The sequence below is a fragment of the Streptomyces sp. NPDC050738 genome, assembly GCF_040654175.1.
GTDB lineage: Bacteria > Actinomycetota > Actinomycetes > Streptomycetales > Streptomycetaceae > Streptomyces.
In genome coordinates this window covers 823,656-844,074 of sequence record NZ_JBFAHN010000002.1, presented here as the reverse complement: position 1 = coordinate 844,074, position 20,419 = coordinate 823,656, and the positions used below count along the sequence as shown (strand labels likewise).

The following is a 20,419-nucleotide window of genomic DNA, read 5'->3' as shown; positions in this document are numbered from 1 at the left end:
GACCCTGTGCATCCGGCTGCACCGCGTCCCGGTCGCGGAGTACCCTTCCTTGATCGTTGCAGGGGGAGTGAGAGGCGGTATGCGGGTGGGCTCGGGTGGGCTTGAGCTACCCCCAGGTGACCCAGGTCACGAGGGGGGCTCGGCGGACGGTCCGCCCGGAGCGGTCTCCCTCGCGCGGCCGATGGAGATCGGGGTGGAGCTGGACTGGAGCGCGGACGCCTGGAGCGAGGTGCGTACGCGCGCTCAACGGGCCGGGCGCGCCTACATCTGGCTGAATCTGGTGGAACAGCGGCTGCGCTCCGTCGTGGCCGCCGTGCTCCGTCCCATCTACGAACCCGTGCACGGCGACGACTGGGTGATCGCGGCCGCCGGGCCCGCGGGACAGGAGTGGGTCCAGCGCGCCGTCGCGGTCCGCGAGGTCTCCCGCCGCAAGGGCTATCTGCTCGACCCCGCCGACGACAACGTCCTCTCCTTCCTCACCCTGCCCCAGCTGCGCGAACTGATGGTGGCGCACTGGCCGTGCTTCGAGCCGTACTTCGACGACCGGCGCGACGTCGAACTGGCCCTGGACGAGCTCGAGGTCACCCGTAACGTCGTCTCCCGCAACCGCGCGCTGTCCGAAGCGGTCCTGGCGCAGGCGGAGCGCGCCTCCTCCCGGCTGCTCGACATACTCGGCTCGGGCTCGGGTGCGCCCTCCGTGGACCGGCTGCCGATCGACGCGGTCGAGGACCTGGTCGGCGACCGGTACGCCGACGTCATCGGGGTCCACCCCGACCGGGTGCGCCTCCAGCGGCAGCTGCCCGCCGAGGACCTCTTCGGCGGGGCCCGCAGGGTGGACGCGATCGGCATAGGGCTGAACCTGCTGGTGCAGAACTTCTCCGGCAGACGCCTCGTCCGCCTCGCGGAGTCCGGCTGCCGGGTGCGGCTGCTCTTCCTCAACCCGGCGAGCAGCGCGGTCAAGCGCCGAGAGCGTGAACTGGGCCTGAAGAAGGGCGAACTGAGCCGCTCCGTGGAGATGAACATCCTCCACATGCGACGGGTGCGCTCCCGCCTCCGCGACCCCGGCGCCTTCCAGATCCACGTCTTCGACGAGACCCCGCGCTTCACCGCGTATCTGGTCGACGGGGACGGCTCGGACGGGCTCGCGGTGGTCCAGACGTATCTGCGCAGGACGCGTGGCATGGAGGCGCCGGTCCTGGTGCTGCGGGGCGGTGGCAGGGGTGTGGTGAAGGCGGGGGCCGACACCGAGTCCGAGCAGGGGCTCTTTACCACGTACCGCGAGGAGTTCGAGTCGGTCTGGACGGACTCGCGGCCTGTTTCGTAAACCGGTCGCCCGGGTTCCGCCGGCGCGCATAGGGTCCGGGCGCATGGACTGGCAGCGCTGGCACGACGACTACGACCGACCCGACTCCCGTCTCCACCGCAGATTGGAGGCGGTACGCCACCGGATCCGGCTGGCGCTGGACGCCGCCCCTGCGGGCCCGCTGCGTGCGATCAGTCTCTGTGCGGGCCAGGGGCGCGACCTGCTTCCCGTGCTTGCGGTCCATCCGCGACGCGAGGACGTCACCGCACGCCTGGTCGAGCTCGACCCGCAGAACGTGGCCGCGGCCGCGGAGGCCGCCAGGGCCGCGGGCCTCCACGGGGTCGAAGTCGTCGCAGGGGACGCCTCGTTGACGGACCGGTACGCGGGCATGGTCCCCGCCGATCTGGTGCTCGTCTGCGGGGTCTTCGGCAACATCTCCGTCGCGGACATCGAGCGCACCGTCGACCACGCGGCCCAGTTCTGCGCGCAGGGGGCCACGCTCGTCTGGACGCGGGGCCGCGACACCCCCGACCAGTTCCCGCTGGTCTGCGAGCGGCTGGAGTCCCGCGGCTTCGCGCGCGAGTGGATCTCGGACGCCGACGCGGGCTTCGGGGTCGGCGTGCACCGCTTCACGGGTACGCCACTGCCGCTCGATCCGGGCTCGCGCATGTTCACGTTCGTCGGGTACGACGTCCTGCGGGCGGGGACGGCCGGTCCGTGATCTTGTCGGATCCCCCGCGTGAGGGCGTTGTCAGTGGTGCGTGCGAAGGTGGTTGTCAACTGGGGACGCACCATGAAGGAGGGCCGCGATGAGCTGGCACCGTAAGACGCTGGTCGGGTTTGATCTGGAGACGACCGGGACCGAGCCGAGTGAGTCGCGGATCGTGACGGCCGCGGTGGTCGAGGTGGCGGACGGCAAGCTGGTCCGGCGCCTGGAGTGGCTCGCCGACCCGGGTGTGCCCATTCCCGAGGAGGCCGCGGAGATCCACGGGGTCACCACCGAGCGGGCCGTCGCCGAGGGGCGTCCGGTCCGCGAGGTCGCCGCGGAGATCGCCGGGGTGCTGGGGGAGTACTGGGCGCAGGGCGTACCCGTCGTCGCGTACAACGCCGCATTCGACCTGACGCTGCTCGACGCCGAACTGCGACGGCACGGCCTCGCGCCGCTCACCGGTGCGCAGCCCGTGCTCGACCCGCTCACGATCGACCGGGCCGTCGACAAGTACCGCAGGGGCAAGCGGACCCTGGAGGCGAGCTGCGCCGAATACGGCGTCGTACTGGACGGGGCGCACGAGGCGGGGGCCGATGCGCTGGCCGCGGTGCGGGTGGCCGTCGCCATAGCGGAGCGCCACCGCCAGGTGGGCGAGACGGACCTCGCGGAGCTCCACCGGCAGCAGGTGGGGTGGTATGCGGACTGGGCCACCGACTTCCAGGCGTTCCTACGGCGCAAGGGGAACGCGGACGCGGTGATCCCGGCCCACTGGCCGCTGCGCGAGGCGAGTTCGGTCCCCCGCTAGGGGTTCTCCCTCCGGCTCAGAACGGGTGCCAGCGGACCTCCGGGGCGTTGTCCCGGAGGGAGGCGACCCTGCGGCGGAACTCCGCGAGCGCCTTGGGGTTGGTCGGGGCGTGCTGCGCGACCCAGGCACAGCTCGCCGTCTCGCGGGCGCCGCGCAGGACCGCGCAGCCGTCCCATTCGGTCACGTCCCAGCCGTAGGCCTCGGTGAAGGCGGCGTAGGACTCGGGCGCAAGGCCGTAGCGGTCGCGGGAGAGCGCCATCACCACCAGGTCGTGCTCGCGGAAGTCCGAGGAGAAGGTCTCCAGGTCGACCAGGACCGGTCCTGACGGGGCGATGTGGACGTTGCGGGGGAGTGCGTCGCCGTGGATCGGGCCCTGCGGGAGGTGGGGTACGAGAGCCGCCGCGGCCTCGGTGAAACCGTCCCTGCGCGCGCGCAGATACGCCGCGTCCGCCGGATCGACCGCGTCGCCCGCCAGACGCAGCCAGCGCTCCACACCGCCGAGCAGTTCGCGGCGGGGAAGAGCGAAGGAGGCGGGGGCGGGCAGCGCGTGGATCAGCCGCAACAGGGCGGCAAGATCCGCGGGGCCGGCCGGGCGGTCCGCTTCGGGGAGGCGGTGCCAGACGGTGACGGGGTGGCCGCCGGCGAGGAGGGGCTTCGGCTCGGCCGCGCGGACCGCGGGCACGCCCGCCTCGGCCAGCCAGGCAGCGATGGCCAGTTCGCGTTCCGCCCGGGGCAGCAGCTCCGCGTCGCGGCCCACCTTGACCACCAGGTCGCCGATCGCGAAGACCGCGTTCTCGCCGAGGGCCAGCAGCTCCGCGTCCCGCTCCAGGCCCGCCTGCGCCAGTACGTCCCGTGCCCTTGACTCGTCCATCTGCTGTCTCCTGTTGATCGTGTCGGCGGCCCAAGTTTCGCATCTGTGCAGGTTGCCTTGACGAACCGACGGACCGTCAGCACGATGACGGGGGCCGCCGGGGCGGCCAGATGCTGACGAGCCGCCCGAAGGAGACGAAAAGGTGACATTGGCGACCGCAACGGCGCGGTCCGGTACGCGCCCAGGGAGACAGCCCGATCGCGGGGCCTGGTTCCTGGTGCTGCCCGCGCTCATTCCCATCCTGGTGCTGAGCGTCGGCCCCCTGCTGTACGGGATCGCCCTCGCGTTCACCGACTCCCAGTCGGGGCGCACCCAGTCCACCCGGTGGGTCGGGCTGCTCAACTTCCAGGACCTGCTGCACGACAGCCTCTTCTGGGACTCCTTCAGGATCGGCCTGCTGTGGGCGGTCGGGGTGACCGTCCCGCAGTTCGTCCTGGCGCTGGGCCTTGCCCTGCTGCTGAATCAGAATCTGCGTTTCCGGTGGCTGGCGCGGGCGCTCGCGATCATTCCGTGGGCCATGCCCGAGGTCGTCGTCGGCATCATGTGGCGGCTCGTCTACAACCCCGACGCGGGGATCCTGAACGAGACCATCCGCGATCTGGGCCTCGGCGACGGACGTGACTGGCTCTCGGGCCTGGCCACCGCCCTGCCCGCCGTGATCCTCGTCGGCGTCTGGGCCGGGATGCCGCAGACCACCGTGGCCCTCCTGGCCGGACTGCAGAACACCCCGGACGAGCTCCATGAGGCAGCGGCGATCGACGGGGCCGGCGCCTGGCGGCGGTTCCGTACCGTCACCTGGCCCGCGCTCAAACCCATCGCGCTCTCCATCACCGCGCTCAACTTCATCTGGAACTTCAACTCCTTCGCCCTGGTGTACGTCCTCACCAACGGAGGCCCCGGCGGCCGCACCCGCCTCCCGATGCTCTTCGCCTACGAAGAGGCCTTCCGCTACGGCCAGTTCGGATACGCCGCCGCCATGGGCTGCGTGATGGTCGCCGTGATCTCCGTGTTCCTCGCCGTGTTCCTCGTCGGCCGTCTCAGGGGAGGCGAGGACAAGTGAGCCTGCGCACCAGCAAGCCCGCCCGCGCCGGACAGTACGTGGCGCTGCTCTGCTATCTCGTCTTCATCGCGTTCCCCTTCGCCTGGCTGATCTCCACGGCCTTCAAGCCGCCGCGCGAGCTCGCCACGCTGCACCCCACCTGGATCCCCAAGGACCCGACCCTCCAGAACTTCCGCGACGCCTTCGACCAGCAGCCGCTGCTGCACGCCGCGCTCAACTCCCTGATCGCCGCGGTCTCGGCGGCCCTGATCGCGGTCGTCATCGCGACCCCGATGGCGTACGTCATGGCCCGCCACCGCAGCAAGCTCTCGACCGCCGCCACCGGCTGGGTCGTGGTGAGCCAGGCGTTTCCGTTCGTCCTGATCATCATCCCGCTGTTCCTGATCCTGAAGAACCTCCACCTCATCAACTCCCTGCCCGGGCTGATCATGGTGTACGTCGTGTGGTCGCTGCCCTTCGCGCTCTGGATGCTCGTCGGATACGTCCGCGCCGTGCCGCCCGAGCTGGAGGAGGCCGCCGCCGTCGACGGGGCGAGCAAATTCCGCACGCTCGTCTCGGTCACCGCGCCGCTCCTCGCGCCGGGGCTCGTCGCCACCGCGCTCTTCGCCTTCATCACCGCATGGAACGAGTTCTTCTTCGCGCTCGTCCTGCTCAAGACCCCGGAGAAGCAGACCTTGCCGGTCGTCCTCACACACTTCCTCGGCGCGGAGGGCGTCGCCGACCTCGGGCCGCTCGCCGCGGCCGCGTTCCTGGCGACCCTCCCCTCGCTCGTCATCTTCGCCATCATCCAGAAGCGGATCACCGGCGGAATGCTGGCCGGGGCGGTGAAGAGCTGATGGAGTCACGCCTGTCACCCCAAATCACCCGGCGCCAGGCCCTCGCCGGTGCGCTGTTCGCCCTGGTGCCCGCGGCCGCGGGCTGCTCGGACGACAGCGGCGGCTCCGGAGGGAGGATCACCCTCCAGTTCCAGTCGCTGGCCTGGCAAGAGGAGTCCGTCGCCGCCAACAAGCAGCTCGTCAAGGAGTGGAACGCCGCCCACCCCGACGTCCAGGTCCGCTACATCCAGGGCTCCTGGGACAGCGTCCACGACCAGCTGCTGACCTCCTTCGAGGGCGGCGAGGCCCCCGACATCATCCACGACGCCTCCGACGACCTCGCGGACTTCGCGTACGGCGGCTATCTCGCCGATCTGGGCCCGCTGCTGCCCGCCCGGCTCAAGTCGGACATCCCGGCCCGCAGTTGGGAGACGACGACCTTCGGCAAGGGGGTGTACGGCGTCCCCTTCCTGCAGGAGCCGCGCGTCATCATCGCCAACGCGAAATGGCTCAGGGACTCGGGCGTGCGCATCCCGACCCCCGGGAAGCCGTGGAGCTGGGAGGAGTTCCGTACGGTCACCGAGCAGCTCAGCGGGGACGGGAAGTTCGGGGTCGCCTGGCCGCTGAAGGAGCCCGTCTCCGTGACCCTGAACCTCGGTCTGTCCGCCGGCGGGCAGCTCTTCCACCGGGGCGGGGACGGCAAGGTGACGATCAGGTTCACCGACGGCGACCAGGTGGTCCCCGGCACGATCCAGGCCCAGATCAACACCGACCACAGCTCACCCACCACGACCCTGGGAAGCGGCGGCTCCGACACACTCCCCGGCTTCTTCGGCGGGAAGTACGCGATGGTCCCGCTCGGCTTCTCCTACCGGCAGCAGATCGTCCAGCAGGCGCCCAAGGGCTTCGAGTGGACCGTGCTGCCCGCACCGGCCGGCAGCGAGGGCCTGGCGCAGGGGGTCAGCCCGCAGACGCTCTCGGTCTCCGAGGACAGCGCGCACAAGAAGGAGGCGATGGAGTTCATCGACTTCATGCTCCAGCCGCAGAACATGGTGCGCCTGGCCAAGGGCGACTGGATGCTGCCGACCGGCACCGAGGCGCTCAAGGACCCCGCGCTGCACGCGGCGAAGGACGGCTGGGCGACGGGGACCGCGCTCGCCGGGCAGCTGAGCCCGGCCCCCGCGCAGTCGGTGCGCGGCTATCCCGAGTGGAAGGACAAGATCGCGACCCCCGCTTTTCAGGAGTACTACAGCGGCGCGATCGACACCGCTGAGCTGGAGAAACGTCTGGTGGAGGACGGGAACCGGGTGCTGGCCCGCTATCAGCGCTGACGCAATGGACTGGACGAGACGTCTCGTCTCGCCTATGGTCGGCGCATGACCTCACCGCGCCGTGCCCACATCGCCATGTTCTCCATCGCCGCCTCCGGGCACGTCAACCCGAGCATCGAAGTGATCCGGGAGCTCGTCGCCCGGGGGCACCGCGTCACCTACGCGATCCCCGCGGCCTTCGCCGACAAGATCGCCGAGACCGGCGCCGAACCGGTCGTCTACCACTCCACGCTCCCCACCGACGACGACCCCGACGCCTGGGGCACCGAGGTGATCGACTACTTCGAGACGTTCCTCGGCGACGCGATGCAGGTGCTGCCGCAACTCGTCGAGGCGTACGAAGGCAAGGGCGAGGGGGACGACGGCATCGGCGTACCCGATCTCGTCATCCACGACATCAGCTCCTACCCGGCGATCGTGCTCTCGCGCCGCTGGGGCGTCCCCGACGTCTCGCTCTCCCCGAACCTGGTCGCCTGGGAGGGGTACGAGAAGGAGGTCTCCGAGCCCATGGTCGAAGGTCTGATGGCCACCGAGCGGGGCCGCGCCTACTACGCCCGCTTCCAGGCCTGGCTGGAGTCCAACGGCATCGACGAGCACCCCGACCCCTTCGTCGGCAGGCCCCGGCGCTCCGTCGTCCTCATCCCCAAGGCGCTCCAGCCGAACGCCGACCGTGTCGACGAGGAGGTCTACAGCTTCGTCGGCGCCTGCCGGGCCGACAGCGCCGCACAGGGCGACTGGCAGCGTCCGGCCGAAGCCGACAAGGTGCTGCTCGTCTCGCTCGGCTCCACCTTCACCAAGCAGCCCGGCTTCTATCGCGCGTGCATCGAAGCCTTCGGCGACCTGCCCGGCTGGCATGTGGTGCTGCAGATCGGCGCGCACGTCCAGGAGTCCGAACTCGGCACGATCCCAGCCAACTTCGAGGTCCGCTCCTGGGTCCCGCAGCTCGCCATCCTCCGGCAGGCCGACGCCTTCATCACCCACGCCGGTGCCGGCGGCAGCAGCGAGGGGCTGGCCACCGCGACCCCGATGGTCGCCGTCCCGCAGGCCGTCGACCAGTTCGGCAACGCGGCCGTACTGGAAGGCCTCGGCGTCGCCCGCCAACTGGCGACGGAGGACGCCACGGCCGAGGCGCTGCGCGAGGCGGTCCTGGCCGTGGCCGGTGACCCGGAGGTCGCGCGCCGCCTCGCGGAGATCAGCGCCGGGATGGCGGGCGAGGGCGGCACGAAGCGGGCAGCCGACCTCATCGAGGCCGAACTGCCCGCATCTCACAGCTGATCGATCAGACCTTCACCCTCCGGCCCGGCTCGTCGTCGTCCCGCTGTACGGGGACGGCGGCGACCGGGGCCCCGATCGATGCCGCCTCGTCGTGCGTGAGGTCCGGCAGCCACCGCAGCCACTTCGGGAAGTACCAGTTGCGGTCGTCGAGCAGCGCCATGACGGCCGGGAGAAGCACACCCCGGATGATCGTCGCGTCGATCAGGACGGCGGCCGCCAGCCCCACCCCCATCTGCTTCATCGACTGCATCGACAGCGTGCCGAAGATCGCGAAGACCGCGACCATGATGACCGCCGCGCTCGTCACCACACCGGCCGTCGTGACGACCCCGTGCTGGATCGCGTCCCTGGTGGTGCGCCCCTGCACCCGCGCCTCGCGGATACGGGAGACCACGAACACGTGGTAGTCCATCGAGAGCCCGAAGAGGATCACGAAGAGGAACAGCGGCAGCCAGGAGATGATCGCGCCGACCCCCTCCGCTCCGACCAGGGAAGCACCCCAGCCGTGCTGGAAGATGGCGGTCAGGATGCCGTAGGCGGCGCCCACCGACAGCAGGTTGAGGATGATCGAGGTGATCGCGATCGTCAGCGAGCGGAAGCAGAGCAGCATCAGCAGGAAGGCGAAGACGACCACGAAGGCGAAGACCGGCACCACCGAGCCGACGATCTGGTCGTTGAAGTCCTTGGACCCCGCGACACTGCCGGTGATGGGGGCACTGACCCCAGAGACCTTGCCCAGCGTGTCGGGACGGACATGGTCGCGCAGCAGCGCCAGGCTCTTCTCCGCCTTCTTCTGATCGGACCCGCCGATCAGCGGCACGTCGAGCGTCGCCACGTTCTCCTGCTTGTGCACGGTCAGATCCACCGGGCCCTGCGAGGCACCCGAACTGACCGCCTGCTCACGGAAGTCGGCAATCGCCTGCCGCACCTCGGGGGCGTTGATGTCCTTGGCGCTGATGACCACGTTGGCCGGGTCGGCGCCGCCGGGGAAGGCCTCGTTGACGGCCTCGTAGGTACGGACGATCGGGAGCTTGTTGCCGAACTCCTGGTCCAGCGTGAGGTTCTGGGTGTGCATGCCCACCGCGGGCAGTGCGATCGCCGCCAGCGCGCCCGCCGCGATCACCAGGGCGACCTTCGGCCTGCGCAGTACGGCGCCGAGCACCGCACGCCAGATCCGGCTCTCGCCGTTGCCGTTGGTCTTGCCGCGCTTCATACGGTTCAGGAAGGGGATGCGCCCCTTCTCGACCCGCTCGCCGAGCAGCGAGAGCAGCGCGGGCAGTACGGTCACCGAGCCGACCATGGCCACCGCGACGACCATCAGCGAGGCCAGCCCCATCGCCTTGAACTCGGCGAGACCGGTGAAGAGCATCCCCGCCATCGCGACACAGACCGTCACGCCGGAGACGATGATCGCCCGCCCGGAGGTCGCCGCCGCGATCTGCATCGCGGTGTGCGCGTCACGCCCGGCCGCCCGCTCCTCGCGCTCGCGGCGCAGATAGAACAGGCAGTAGTCGACGCCGACGGCAAGACCCACGAGCAGCATCACCGAGTTGGCGGTGTCGCTCATCGGCATCGCATGGCTGACGACGGCCATCAGGCCCATCGTCGCGATGATCGCCGAGACCGCCAGGGCCACCGGGAGCAGCGCCGCGACCAGCGCACCGAAGGCGATCAGCAGGATGCCGAACGCGACCGGTACGGCGGAGAGTTCGGCCTTCTGGAAGTCGTTGCCGAACGCGTCGCTGAAGGTCTTGTTCATGCTCGCGCTGCCGATCTCCTCGATCCGCAGCTGCTGGTGCTCGCCCTGGACCTTCTTGACCGCGTCCAGGACCGGTTCGATCCGGTCGGCCGCGGTGTCGGCGTCGCCCTTGACGTGGAACTGGATCAGCGCCGAACGCCCGTCCTTGGAGATGGACTTGGTGTCGTACGGGGACTTCACCGAGTCCACCGCGCCGGTGTCCGTGACCGCTTTCATCACCGAGTCCACGGTCCGCCGGAACTCGGCGTCGGTGGCCTTTGCGGCCGTCCCCTTCGCCTGGACCAGGACGGTCTCGCCGGCCGGCTCCTTGAGACCGGCGTCATCGATGATGCGCGCGGCGTGGCTGGTCTCGCCCGGCAGGCCTTCGTTCTGGTTCACATCCGCGCGGCCCACCGCCGTGCCGATCCCCATCGCCAGCACCACGAAGAGCACCCAGATGCCCACCGCGGCCCAACGGTGCCGGGCACTCCACCCTCCGGCCCGGGCGGCGACGCCGCGCACCTTCGTATCCCCAACTCCCATGACGGGCCTGCCCCCTTGTCGGTGGTGACGGCACTGCACCGCCTCACACTCCGAAGGTATGGGCACGATAAGAACGTCTCGTCGTGCTCCCTGGTGATCTCCGGGCCCGGCTTCTCCTCCTTCGGGTGGGGGTGCATCCCTACCAGGGCTGACTCGGGCCCCTTACACGTAAAGCGCCCGGGACCCGTCTATCTTCGAGCGCATGACGACGACGTACGCGGCGCTGCTGCGCGGCATCAATGTGGGCGGCAAGAAGAAGGTCCCGATGGCGGAGCTCAAGAAGCTGCTCTCCGGGCTCGGTCACGGTGGTGTCCAGACCTACCTGAACAGCGGAAACGCCGTCTTCACCAGTGACAGCGACGACCAGGACGCGCTGGCGGCAGGCCTGGAGCAGGCCATCGAGGCCCACTTCGGCTTCACCGTCTCCTGCCTGGTGCGCGACGGCTCCTACCTGGGGGCGATCGCCGGGGCGTGCCCCTTCCCCGCCGCGGACCTCGAAGCCAAGCAGCTCCACGTCACCTATTTCTCGGAGCCGGTCACCGAGGACCGGTTCGCCGCGATCGACCAGCAGGCCTTCCTCCCCGAGGAGTTCAGGCTGGGCGACCGGGCGCTCTACCTCTACGCGCCCGACGGGCTGGGGCGTTCCAAGCTCGCCGAGGCCCTCAACAAGCCTTCGGTCAACAAGGGCATCACGGGCACCTCGCGCAACTGGAACACCGTCCTCAAGCTGGTGCAGCTCACCGGCGGAGCGTGACCTTGCGGACGCCGCCGTAAGTGGTGTGCGAGGTGATCTCGTCCGGGGTGCGCAGCGCGTCGTGCCCCTCGTGGAGGTCCAGGAGGCGGGCGAGCGGGCCGCCTGCGGCCCCGGCCTCCGCGACGGTGTCCAGGAGCGCCAATTGTTCGTCGGACAGCACCAGTTCGGGCTGGTCCGTCAGCCCCCAGCCGTCCCAGGGCAGCACCTCGACCCGGCAGAGCGCCGCCAGATCCCGTACGACATTGCTCCGTACGAACCAGGCGCCCGAAAGGCCGATCACCCCCACCCCGAAGGTCTCGGGGTCCGCCTCCCCGCGCCGGATGCGCTGCCAGGCCTCGCCCGCCACGAGGAACTGCTCGCGCGGTACGTCCAGCGGGTCGAAGTCCGTGGCGTACACCCCCGGCAGCTGCGGGTCCGCCAGCCGCCAGCCGTGCCCGCTGTCCCAGTACTCCGTCACCCAGTGGTCGTCGTGGAAGCCCGGCGTGAAGTAGGCCGCGAAGCCGCAGCGGATCCGGGCCGGGGTCCCCGAGGCCCGCAGCAGGCTGCAGAGCAGCAGGGCGAAGTCCCGGCAGGTGCCCGCGAACCGCTCGTCCGGGGCGCGGTGTGCGGTGAGCGGTCCGGGGTTGCGGGAGCGGACGACGGCGAGGATGTCGGCGGCGTAGCGGGTCTCGGCCTCGTTGCGCCGCTCCTCGGGGAGGGTGTAGCCGAAGAGGGCGCCCTCCTCGCGGTGGATGAGGATGTTCCGTACGAGCAGGGCCAGTTCGCGCGGGGTTCCCGTGGGGAGCTCTGTCCCCGGGTCGCTGAACACGCTCTGGGCGCGGTGGAAGTCCAGGTCGTTCGTGGTGATGGTCATGGGACCGAGGGTGGCCTCTGCCCCAGGGGCAGGGTCAACTCGACGTGCTTCGCAGGGGCCAGGAGCTGTTCGCATCGGACCCGCGGCTCGGCATCGTCGGTTTCCGGGTCACCGACGAACACGGACACGCCGAGCGACGCTGGGCGCCGCGACTACGCGCCGACGATCCGATGCGTCGCGGCCTGGTGACTGCGTACCTCGGCGGCGGTCACGCTTTCTCCATGCCGATGCTCAGGCAGACCGGCCTTGGGGCCGGGGAGGGAGTTCTTCTCCGGGCATGAAGAGTCCGACCTGGGCCGGCGTGCGCTCGACGAGGGCTGGAAGATCCTGTACGAACCGGAGCTCGTCCTGCAACACCCGGAGACGTCCCCGGCACGGCATGCGGTCTACTAACACCATGGCACGTACCCGGTCCGTGGCCGGGCTGCGGGCGAACGTCGCCTACCAGTCGGTGAGGTCCACGAGATAGCGGCAGTGCGGGTCATCCGCGGCCTCGGAAGTGCGCCACTCCTCGCCGAGCAACGAAGGCAGCGCTGCCAGTAGGGCGGTCAGAGCACCGCCCGGCCGCACGTCCGCGGCGACCACGCCGGGGATCTCGTCGCTGTCCATGTACAGGCGAAGCAGGCCGTCCTCGCGGAAGAGGAACCCGCGCAGATGGGAGTCGGCCGACTCCGCTGACGGACGGGCAAGGCACCGCAGCAGAGTGGCGGACCAGTCATCCGTGGTGAACGGGGCCTCCTTCACCTGCTCCGGATGGACCAGATAAAGGTCCATCCCCATGGTGGAAGTGACCCGGTTTCCAGGGTAGATGTGTGTGCCGGTGTGCACCGCGCGGAGCAAGGCGACGACGTCGTGCGCGGTACGCAGTTCCTCACCATCGCGGAGCGGGATCTCGTACGCAGTCAGCTGCGCCGGTGCGCACTCTCCCCCGTCCCCGAGGACGGCCCGCACCGCCGGTGAATTTGACGGTGCGGGCAGAACCCCGCGTACGTGCTGGTCCTCCAGCAGCGGCGCGTAGACGAAGTTCAGCAGGAGGCCGGCTACTTCCACCTGAAGCTCTTCAATCTCTCGGTCGTCCTCGCTCACGAAGTTATTCATTCACCCAGTTTGGACACTTCTGCATGCCATTGCAGTACGCGGTGATCACTCCGACCACATTGCCGCGCCCCGCGTCGTACCTGCCGTCGTCCGTCTTGCGCGCGTACCGCACCTTGACGATGAGTTTCACGCGCCCGTATGCGCGGTTCGAGGCCCATCCCCAGTACTGGATGTTGGCGCCGTGCACGCTGTCTACGTTCCCTTGGATCGGGATGTTGGCGATGGCGCACTTCTTGATGTTGTGCTTGCCGGAGAAGTGGTTCCAGCCCAGTTCGCCGTTGCCTACGCGGGTGGGTACGTGTCGGCCGTCCGGATCGGTTGCGTTGCACTTGACGCTCTTGTTCCAGTACGGACCTGCCTCGGCCGGGGCGGCGAAGCCGAGGAGGAGCATGGTTGCCGCCGCGACAGGTGCCATGACTGCGGTGATCTTCTTCATGTCATGGAATGTGACATGTTCAGAAAGAGGAGGGTAAGTGGCTGGAATCACCTTTCCCTCGATCTAGCTATTTGTCGTACTGGGTGGGAGTTTCTGGAGTGCCCGAAGAGGGCGGACGGATGCCGGAGACTCCTGTTCAAGTAGGAGCGCCTGAAGTTCGGTGACCTTCCAGTCCAAGGGGCGACTGTTGTCCCGTGCGGCGGCCGGCCTGTTCGCCTGCGTGTGGTGGTCGGCGGTGAGCGTGCGGAGTTGCTGCGTGAGGGTGGTGTTCCCGGTGGTCAGCCGCTGGACGCGTCGGCGGGCAGGCCGTGCTCCAAGTCTCGTATGTAGAGGCTGAGTTCACCGAAGTGCCGCCGCTGGGCCTGGCTCTCCGTCATCGTCTGCCGCAGCCATCGGCGGTCTCCTGCCGCACACATCAACTACACAGTGCGGGCAGGCAAGTTAAAACGGTGAATCAAGCTCTTTCACCTCGTCGTCGGACAGGCGCAGGGCGGCCGCGTCCAGGTTCTCGTCCAGGTGCGCGAGCGAAGCCGTGCCGGGGGTCGGCAGTGTGACGGGGGAGTGGTGCAGCAGCCAGGCCAGGGCGAGCTGTCCCCGGCTCGCGCCATGGCGTTCGGCGAGGGCGGTGAGCGTCGACGAGGCGTCGCCGGTCAGTGCGCCGTTGGCCAGCGGGAACCAGGGCAGGAAGGCGAGACCGTGCGTCTCGCACACCTTCAGGACGTCCGCCGACTCGCGGTCGACGAGGTTGAAGCGGTTCTGCACCGAGGCGATCGCGGTCAGGGAGAGCGCTTCCTCCAGCCGGTCGGCGGTGAGGGTGTCCAGGCCGATGTGCCGGATCTTGCCCTCCTCGCGGAGCGCGTCCAGCGTGCCCAGTTGGTCGGCCAGAGGCACGTCCGGGTCCAGGCGGTGCAGCTGGTAGAGGTCGATGGTGTCGGTGCGCAGCCGCCGCAGGCTCGCCTCGCACATGGCGCGCAGCTGCTCGGGGCGGCCTGCGATGTGCCAGGCGTCGGGTCCCGTACGGACGACTCCGCCCTTGGTCGCGATCACCAGGTCGTCCGGGTACGGGTGGAGGGCCTCGGCGATGAGCTCCTCGGCCACGTCCGGACCGTAGTTGTCGGCGGTGTCGATGAGGGTGACACCGCGTGCGACGGCCCGGCGCAGGACGGCGAGCGCGTCCTGGCGCTCGCCCCGCGGGCCCCAGTAGCCGGGACCGGCCAGCTGGGCCGTGCCGTAACCGAGGCGCCGTACGGGCAGTTCGCCGCCGAGCAGAAAGCCTTCCTGGATCATGCGACGACAGTAACGAACAGAAACTTTCCGCCCCCTCTTGCGGTCGCATAGCAACCGCTTACATGCCGCCCGGGATCCCCTCGCTGTGCGCCACCTCAGGAGGAATGATATGACTCCGGCTTCCAGCCCAAGCCGGTCGTCGCCAACGGCAACCCCAGCCTGCAGGCGGTGTTCAGCTCCTTCAATGCCGCTGCCACCACCGACAGCCACTGCAGCCCCGGCGCCGAGGGGAGCGGGCGTGAGCTGCGCCGTCCGTTTCCCGTACACCAAGGGCACCATGTACACCCTCGATCTGAAGCGCGCGAGCGTCACCGGCGACACCCAGCTGATGATGGGCGACGTCGTCAACACATCGACCGGCGCCGTGGTCGCCCACATCGGGAGCTTCTCGCTGCCCGCCACCTCGGGCCGGTTCAAGAAGTCCGACGGCGGCTTCATCGAGCCGTATCTCACGGCGGGCTGCGGCCAGCAGGTCACGGTAACGTACGGGAAGCCGGTCGGCACGGAGGCCGGTGTGAGCACCACGGGCACCCTGCCGACCGTCACCGACCCGGCTTCGGGCAGTTGCCTGAGCACCTCGGCCACCACCACGAGCCAGGGCCGGCAGGTCACGGTGACCGGGAACGCCTTTGGCGTGAGCCGTGGCTCGCAGCCAGTCGCCGGGTTGCGAGCCACCTCCATGAGTGGGCATTTTGTCGATGCCGGGTCAGATCCGAGTGCCGATGGCGGAGCTGACCATGCGGTTGCGGCGCGGAACTGTTCCGGTGGAGCGGATACCACCGATAGTGGCGGGTCGCACGGATGTTCCCGGTGGAGCGTGCCTGGCTGGGTGAGGTCTCCTCGGTCGTGCTGCAGCAGTCCCTTCGGGACGTGGGGACCGCGTACAAGAACTTCTTCGCCTCCCTCAAAGGGGAGCGCAAGGGGAAGCGGGTGGGCGCGCCGCGGTTCAAGTCCCGCAAGGACACCCGGCAGTCGATCCGGTTCACCGCGAACGCCCGCTGGAGAATCACCGGCAGCGGGCGGCTGTCCCTGCCGAAGATCGGCGATGTAAAAGTCAAGTGGTCACGCACCCTGCCCGTGGTGCCGTCCAGTGTCACGGTGATCCTTGACTCGGCCGGCAGGTACTTCGCCTCGTTCGTCATCGACACCGACCAAGACGCCGACCGGTCCCGCTGGGACGAGCCGGAGCCCGGCAGCGCGATCGGCATCGATCTGGGACTCACGCACTTCGCGGTCCTCTCCGACGGAACGAAGATCAATTCCCCGCGGTTTCTGCGCCGCGCGGAGAAGAAACTGAAGAAGACCCAGCGGGAGCTGTCCCGCAAGCAGAAGGGGTCGAAGAACCGGGCCAAGGCCCGAGTGAAGGTCGCCCGCGCCCACGCGGCCGTCGCCGATGCGCGCAAAGAGTTTCACCATCAGCTCTCCACGACGTTGATCCGCGAGAACCAAGCGATCGCGGTGGAGGACCTGGCGGTCAACGGACTCGCGCGCACCAGGCTGGCCAAGAGCGTGCACGACGCGGGCTGGTCACAGTTCGTGAGCATGCTCGAATACAAAGCGGAACGGTACGGACGGACCTTCGTCAAGATCGGCCGGTTCGAACCCACCAGCCAGGTGTGCTCGACCTGCGGGCATCGCGACGGCCCCAAACCGCTGGACGTGCGGGAGTGGACCTGCAGCGCCTGCGGTACGGTCCACGACCGCGACCACAACGCCGCGATCAACGTGAAAGTGGCCGCCGGACTGGCGGTATCGGCCTGCGGAGCGCCGGTAAGACCAGAACCTGTTCTGGCGCAGCGTGAAGAAACAGGAAGTCACGGAATCCCGCCCGAAACCCGTGCCGCATAGCGGCACAGCAACGAGCAGGACGGCCAGAATCTCCCTCCGCCAGGAGGGAGTACAAGTCAAATCATCATCGGAGCGGGGGCCGTAAGCGGCTGGCTGGCGGAGAGCGGCGCCGACGTGGTGCTCCTTCGCGCGCGGGGCGCACTACGAGGCGATCTGCGCGGACGGCCTGCGGGTCGAGGGCCGCGAGGGGGCGCGGACCCATCCGCGGCCTGTGGTCAAGGGGCCCGAAGAGCTCGAACTCGTCCCGGACGACGTGCTGTTCATCGCCGTGAAGACACAGGACAGGTTGGCCGCACTCGACGCCTGGGCCGAACGCCCGGGGCGGTGTCGCATTTCTTCAAGACCGCCGCCTCGCCCCGGTCATAGCGTGACCTGCATGAACACCACGTACCCGCACATGATCGAATGCGCAGCCGAAGCCGCTCGCATCGCGCGCTCCCTCACCCCCGAGCAGCTCGCGTCCCCGGCCACCCCCTGCGGCGACTGGGACACCAGGACCCTGGTCAACCACTGGGTGCTCTACACCTCCCACGGCCTGGAGCACCGCGCCCTGCGCAAGCCCCTCCCCGAAGAGCTCACCGCCCGCGACTTCACCGCGGACTCCGACTGGGCCGAGCAGTACGCGGCCCAGCTGGACCGCGCCGTCGCCGCCTGGGCGGACCCGGCCGTCTGGGAGGGCGACGTCGACCTCGGCGGTTCCGGGATGCTGGCCGCCTCGATCGCCGCGATGGTCACCAAGGAGATGGCCGTCCACGGCTGGGACGTCGCCCGGGCCACCGGCCAGGAGGTGAGGCTCTCCGACGCCGCGGGGGAGATGATCCTGGGCGTCGTCGACGAGTACGCCGAGATCTACCGCCAGTACGACGGCTTCGCCGAGCCCGTCCAGGTCCCCGACGACGCGACCGCCTTCGAGCGCGCTCTCGCCCACTCCGGTCGCGACCCTCAGTGGAAGCCCTAATGCTCCGATGAGTGAGGCGGCTCTCGAGGGTTTACTGCGGAGTTACTGACAGAATCATTGACCGTGGTGCGTCAACCATCCTACCTTTCCCGTAACTTCGAGGCTTGATCCCACGGGAGGGACGATGCCCGCACCACGCAGAGCTGCGCTCGCCGCAGCTCTCACCGCAGTACTCACGCTCGGTGTTCCGCAGGGTCTGACCGCAGCGGGAGCCGCCTCCGCGCACACGGCCGACGTCTATGTCTCGCCCCAGGGCGACGACCATGGCCAGGGCACCGCCCACCACCCTGTCCGCACGCTCGAACGCGCCCGCGACCTCGCGCGCGCCCGATCCGCGCACTCCGACGGCGACCTCACCGTCCGCCTCGCATCCGGTACGTACCGCATGGCCAAGCCCCTCGTCCTGGACGCACGGGACTCGGGCCGCGACGGCCACCGGATCGTCTGGCAGGGCACCGGATCCACCGTCATCAGCGGCGGAAAACAGGTGTCGGGCTGGCGCCCGGTCGGCGGGCGCCCCGGGCTCTACTCGGCGCCCGCACCCCAAGGCCTCACCGACACACGGCAGTTGTACGTCGACGGAGTGCGCGCCCAGCGCGCCAGGGGCGAAGTCCCCGTCGACCTGACGGTCACCCCGACCGGATACACCGCCTCCTCCGACGCCATCGCCCAGTGGCGGCACCCCTCCGACGCCGAACTCGTCTACACCAGCGGCGAATCCCTCTGGAACATCGAGCGCAACGGCCTCGGCCAGTGGACCGAGCCGCGCTGCCGCATCGCCTCCGCCCAGGGCACCGCCCTCACCATGGTCCAGCCGTGCTGGGACAACTCCAACAAGCGCGTGGAGTTCCCCGACATCCCCGGCCGGACCGTCTCCATGGTCGGCCCGGGCAAGCTCACCAACAACGGCAAGGCGTCCTACATCGAGAACGCCTACGAACTCCTCGACCAGCCCGGCGAGTGGTACCTGGACCGCTCGGCACACCGGGTCTACTACCTGCCCCGCAAGGGCGAGGACCTGCGCCGCGCCGACGTCGAGGCCGCGGCCGCCGAGAAGCTCATCGACGGGCGCGGCACCGCGGCCGCCCCCGTCCACGATGTCGCCTTCCAGGGACTGCAGTTCAGCTACGCGACCTGGCTGACCCCCTCGCAGCCCGAGGGCTTCTCCGAGATCCAGGCCGGATACACCATCACCGGTGCGAACGGCTGGGCCACCCAGGGCCTGTGCGGATTCGTCGAGGGCGGCACCTGCCCCTTCGCCAACTGGACGAAGATGCCGGGCAACGTGTCCTTCACGTACGGGCAGCGCATCACCTTCGACGACAGCCGGTTCACCCACCTGGGAGCGGCCGGACTCGAACTCGGCACCGGAACCACGGACTCCCGGGTACGCGGCAGCGTCTTCACCGACATCTCGGGCAACGGCATCGAGATCGGCGGCGTGGACGGCCAAACCCCGGCCAGTGGCGTGGAGGTGACGAACAATCACCTCTACGACCTGCCCCGCGAATACCACGGAGCGGTCGGCATCCTCAACGGCTACACCCAGCACAACACCATCGCGCACAACCAGCTCGACCACCTCGCCTACAGTGCGATCTCCATGGGCTGGGGCGGCTGGCCGGACAAGATCGGCTCGCCCGCGACACCCAACTCCAGCCATGACAACGCCGTTCGCGACAACCTCATCTTCGACTACATGCAGATGCTCGACGACGGCGGAGGCATCTACACCCAGGGCCTGACCGGCACCTCGCTGACCGACGGCGAGAAGGTCACAGGGAACGTCATCCACGACCAGTGGGGCCTCGGCAAGAGCGTCTACACCGACAACGGCTGCACCTACGAGACCGTCGAGGGCAACGTCCTCTACGGCGCCTCCTATGCCAACGTCGCCAGCCGCCACACCGACTACCGCGACCAGCTCGGCAACAACGACCCGACCCTCGTCAAGGACAACTGGTGGGAGGAAGGCACCGGAGACGGCGACAACAAGGGCCTGGTGACCACCGGGAACCACATCATCACCAGCCCGTCCGACGCCCCCGCCGAGATCATCGCCAACGCAGGCCTCGAACCCGCCTACCGGGGAATCCTCTCCGCGCGGACCGGCGCCGACTCCGCTCCCGAGGCGCCCTCGCGCATCGGCACCAGCACGGCGGGCGCGGACGCCCTGCTCGTCACCTTCAACCCGACCTATGTGGACGGCGGTTCACCCGTCACCGGCTACACGGCGCACGCCCTGCGCGCGGACGGCACCGAGGCCGGCACGGCGGCGATCAGCGCTGCGGACTTCAAGCGCCTCGCCTACGTACGGATCGACGGGCTCACCGGCGGCCCCTTCACGGTGACGGTCACCGCCACCAACGCCCACGGCACCAGCGCACCGTCGCTCGCCTCGGTCCCGCTCGCGCCCAGCGCGGTGACGGCCCTGTCCGCCGCGCCGACCGGGGCGAAGCTGCGGACGTCGGCCAAGGCGGTCACCGTGGTCTGGACGCCGCCCGCGACCATGGGCGACGCAAAGATCACCGGCTACCGCCTCACGGTCTCCGACGGGCGGACCATCGAGGTCCAGGGCCGCGACGCCCTGGTCACCCAGCCCACGGCCAAGGGGATGTTCCGGGTCGTCGGCGGACTGACACCCGGGACCGCGTACACCGTCAAGATCGCCGCGGTGACGGCGGCAGGGGTGGGACCGGCAGCGACCGCTTCCGGGACGACCCCGGCGGGGTGAG

The 20,419-nt window shown here is 69.5% G+C and carries 17 protein-coding genes and 3 pseudogenes; 13 read left to right on the top strand and 7 right to left on the bottom strand.

Translation table 11 applies throughout. The annotated features are described in order from the left end of the window. The first annotated feature begins 85 nt into the window (after window positions 1-85). From AB0H78_RS07965 to AB0H78_RS07955, 3 genes are all read left to right on the top strand, one after another. Window positions 86-1,324 (top strand): SAV2148 family HEPN domain-containing protein, encoded by a 1,239-nt coding sequence (locus AB0H78_RS07965; RefSeq protein WP_363233447.1) that lies wholly within the window; start codon window positions 86-88, stop codon window positions 1,322-1,324. Window positions 1,325-1,367: 43 nt separating this feature from the next. Next, window positions 1,368-2,024, top strand: a complete 657-nt coding sequence (locus tag AB0H78_RS07960) for an SAM-dependent methyltransferase (RefSeq protein WP_363233395.1) — start codon at window positions 1,368-1,370, stop codon at window positions 2,022-2,024. Window positions 2,025-2,112: 88 nt separating this feature from the next. Next, on the top strand, window positions 2,113-2,817 hold the full coding sequence (locus AB0H78_RS07955) for a 3'-5' exonuclease (protein WP_363233394.1): 705 nt from the start codon (window positions 2,113-2,115) through the stop codon (window positions 2,815-2,817). Window positions 2,818-2,833: 16 nt separating this feature from the next. Here the strand turns inward: AB0H78_RS07955 and AB0H78_RS07950 are convergent, their stop codons facing one another. After that, complete coding sequence (locus AB0H78_RS07950) at window positions 2,834-3,688, bottom strand: aminoglycoside phosphotransferase family protein (RefSeq protein ID WP_363233393.1); 855 nt, start codon at window positions 3,686-3,688, stop codon at window positions 2,834-2,836. A gap of 148 nt (window positions 3,689-3,836) precedes the next feature. Here AB0H78_RS07950 and AB0H78_RS07945 point away from each other — a divergent pair, with 148 nt between their 5' ends. From AB0H78_RS07945 to mgt, 4 genes are read left to right on the top strand one after another with little or no spacing between them, the layout of a single operon-like run. Continuing rightward, window positions 3,837-4,748, top strand: coding sequence for a sugar ABC transporter permease (locus AB0H78_RS07945; protein WP_363233446.1), 912 nt, complete (start codon window positions 3,837-3,839; stop codon window positions 4,746-4,748). A 2-nt stretch (window positions 4,749-4,750) separates the two neighbouring features. Further along, complete coding sequence (locus AB0H78_RS07940; RefSeq protein WP_363233445.1) at window positions 4,751-5,584, top strand: carbohydrate ABC transporter permease; 834 nt, start codon at window positions 4,751-4,753, stop codon at window positions 5,582-5,584. After that, window positions 5,584-6,894: a sugar ABC transporter substrate-binding protein gene (locus AB0H78_RS07935; RefSeq protein WP_363233392.1), complete on the top strand. Its 1,311-nt coding sequence runs from the start codon at window positions 5,584-5,586 to the stop codon at window positions 6,892-6,894. Before AB0H78_RS07940 ends, AB0H78_RS07935 begins: the two co-directional genes overlap by 1 nt. A gap of 45 nt (window positions 6,895-6,939) precedes the next feature. After that, the gene (gene mgt / locus AB0H78_RS07930; RefSeq protein WP_363233391.1) at window positions 6,940-8,169 is read left to right on the top strand and encodes a macrolide-inactivating glycosyltransferase; all 1,230 of its coding nucleotides are present in this window, start codon (window positions 6,940-6,942) and stop codon (window positions 8,167-8,169) included. 4 nt (window positions 8,170-8,173) lie between these two features. On the opposite strand, the gene AB0H78_RS07925 is transcribed toward mgt, so the two are convergent. Then, window positions 8,174-10,450, bottom strand: coding sequence for an MMPL family transporter (locus AB0H78_RS07925; RefSeq protein WP_363233390.1), 2,277 nt, complete (start codon window positions 10,448-10,450; stop codon window positions 8,174-8,176). Window positions 10,451-10,652: 202 nt separating this feature from the next. Here AB0H78_RS07925 and AB0H78_RS07920 point away from each other — a divergent pair, with 202 nt between their 5' ends. Further along, on the top strand, window positions 10,653-11,204 hold the full coding sequence (locus AB0H78_RS07920) for a DUF1697 domain-containing protein (protein ID WP_363233389.1): 552 nt from the start codon (window positions 10,653-10,655) through the stop codon (window positions 11,202-11,204). Here AB0H78_RS07920 and AB0H78_RS07915 read toward each other — a convergent pair. Further along, the gene (locus AB0H78_RS07915; protein ID WP_363233388.1) at window positions 11,188-12,057 is read right to left on the bottom strand and encodes a transglutaminase-like domain-containing protein; all 870 of its coding nucleotides are present in this window, start codon (window positions 12,055-12,057) and stop codon (window positions 11,188-11,190) included. The genes AB0H78_RS07920 and AB0H78_RS07915 overlap by 17 nt on opposite strands. Before the next feature lie 41 nt (window positions 12,058-12,098). On the opposite strand from AB0H78_RS07915, the pseudogene AB0H78_RS07910 reads away from it, so the two are divergent. Continuing rightward, a pseudogene (locus AB0H78_RS07910) lies at window positions 12,099-12,447 on the top strand (glycosyltransferase family 2 protein); the annotation flags it as partial. A 51-nt stretch (window positions 12,448-12,498) separates the two neighbouring features. On the opposite strand, the gene AB0H78_RS07905 reads toward AB0H78_RS07910, so the two are convergent. The 4 genes from AB0H78_RS07905 to AB0H78_RS07890 form a co-directional block, all read right to left on the bottom strand. After that, window positions 12,499-13,155: a hypothetical protein gene (locus AB0H78_RS07905; RefSeq protein ID WP_363233387.1), complete on the bottom strand. Its 657-nt coding sequence runs from the start codon at window positions 13,153-13,155 to the stop codon at window positions 12,499-12,501. Beyond that, complete coding sequence (locus tag AB0H78_RS07900) at window positions 13,148-13,591, bottom strand: hypothetical protein (protein ID WP_363233386.1); 444 nt, start codon at window positions 13,589-13,591, stop codon at window positions 13,148-13,150. The genes AB0H78_RS07905 and AB0H78_RS07900 overlap by 8 nt, the downstream gene beginning before the upstream one ends. Window positions 13,592-13,869: 278 nt before the next feature. Continuing rightward, window positions 13,870-14,007, bottom strand: a complete 138-nt coding sequence (locus AB0H78_RS07895; RefSeq protein ID WP_363233385.1) for a hypothetical protein — start codon at window positions 14,005-14,007, stop codon at window positions 13,870-13,872. Window positions 14,008-14,032: 25 nt separating this feature from the next. After that, window positions 14,033-14,878 (bottom strand): aldo/keto reductase, encoded by an 846-nt coding sequence (locus tag AB0H78_RS07890; protein ID WP_363233384.1) that lies wholly within the window; start codon window positions 14,876-14,878, stop codon window positions 14,033-14,035. Between the two features lie 813 nt (window positions 14,879-15,691). Between AB0H78_RS07890 and AB0H78_RS07885 the strand changes: the two are divergent. The 4 genes and pseudogenes from AB0H78_RS07885 to AB0H78_RS07870 form a co-directional block, all read left to right on the top strand. Then, a pseudogene (locus AB0H78_RS07885) lies at window positions 15,692-16,726 on the top strand (RNA-guided endonuclease TnpB family protein); the annotation flags it as partial. Between the two features lie 139 nt (window positions 16,727-16,865). Further along, window positions 16,866-17,027 (top strand): annotated as a pseudogene (locus AB0H78_RS07880) (ketopantoate reductase family protein); the annotation flags it as partial. 75 nt (window positions 17,028-17,102) lie between these two features. Further along, on the top strand, window positions 17,103-17,684 hold the full coding sequence (locus tag AB0H78_RS07875; RefSeq protein ID WP_363233383.1) for a TIGR03086 family metal-binding protein: 582 nt from the start codon (window positions 17,103-17,105) through the stop codon (window positions 17,682-17,684). A 124-nt stretch (window positions 17,685-17,808) separates the two neighbouring features. Beyond that, on the top strand, window positions 17,809-20,418 hold the full coding sequence (locus AB0H78_RS07870) for a fibronectin type III domain-containing protein (protein WP_363233382.1): 2,610 nt from the start codon (window positions 17,809-17,811) through the stop codon (window positions 20,416-20,418). Window position 20,419 lies beyond the last annotated feature (1 nt).

What these genes read in the sequence shown, in the direction of transcription:
- AB0H78_RS07960 (WP_363233395.1), top strand. Translation starts at nt 1,368, where the DNA reads ATGGACTGGCAGCGCTGGCACGACGACTACGACCGACCCGACTCCCGT.
- AB0H78_RS07955 (WP_363233394.1), top strand. Translation starts at nt 2,113, where the DNA reads ATGAGCTGGCACCGTAAGACGCTGGTCGGGTTTGATCTGGAGACGACC.
- AB0H78_RS07950 (WP_363233393.1), bottom strand. Translation starts at nt 3,688, where the DNA reads ATGGACGAGTCAAGGGCACGGGACGTACTGGCGCAGGCGGGCCTGGAG.
- AB0H78_RS07935 (WP_363233392.1), top strand. Translation starts at nt 5,584, where the DNA reads ATGGAGTCACGCCTGTCACCCCAAATCACCCGGCGCCAGGCCCTCGCC.
- mgt (WP_363233391.1), top strand. Translation starts at nt 6,940, where the DNA reads ATGACCTCACCGCGCCGTGCCCACATCGCCATGTTCTCCATCGCCGCC.
- AB0H78_RS07925 (WP_363233390.1), bottom strand. Translation starts at nt 10,450, where the DNA reads ATGGGAGTTGGGGATACGAAGGTGCGCGGCGTCGCCGCCCGGGCCGGA.
- AB0H78_RS07920 (WP_363233389.1), top strand. Translation starts at nt 10,653, where the DNA reads ATGACGACGACGTACGCGGCGCTGCTGCGCGGCATCAATGTGGGCGGC.
- AB0H78_RS07915 (WP_363233388.1), bottom strand. Translation starts at nt 12,057, where the DNA reads ATGACCATCACCACGAACGACCTGGACTTCCACCGCGCCCAGAGCGTG.
- AB0H78_RS07905 (WP_363233387.1), bottom strand. Translation starts at nt 13,155, where the DNA reads ATGAATAACTTCGTGAGCGAGGACGACCGAGAGATTGAAGAGCTTCAG.
- AB0H78_RS07900 (WP_363233386.1), bottom strand. Translation starts at nt 13,591, where the DNA reads ATGAAGAAGATCACCGCAGTCATGGCACCTGTCGCGGCGGCAACCATG.
- AB0H78_RS07895 (WP_363233385.1), bottom strand. Translation starts at nt 14,007, where the DNA reads ATGTGTGCGGCAGGAGACCGCCGATGGCTGCGGCAGACGATGACGGAG.
- AB0H78_RS07890 (WP_363233384.1), bottom strand. Translation starts at nt 14,878, where the DNA reads ATGATCCAGGAAGGCTTTCTGCTCGGCGGCGAACTGCCCGTACGGCGC.
- AB0H78_RS07875 (WP_363233383.1), top strand. Translation starts at nt 17,103, where the DNA reads ATGAACACCACGTACCCGCACATGATCGAATGCGCAGCCGAAGCCGCT.
- AB0H78_RS07870 (WP_363233382.1), top strand. Translation starts at nt 17,809, where the DNA reads ATGCCCGCACCACGCAGAGCTGCGCTCGCCGCAGCTCTCACCGCAGTA.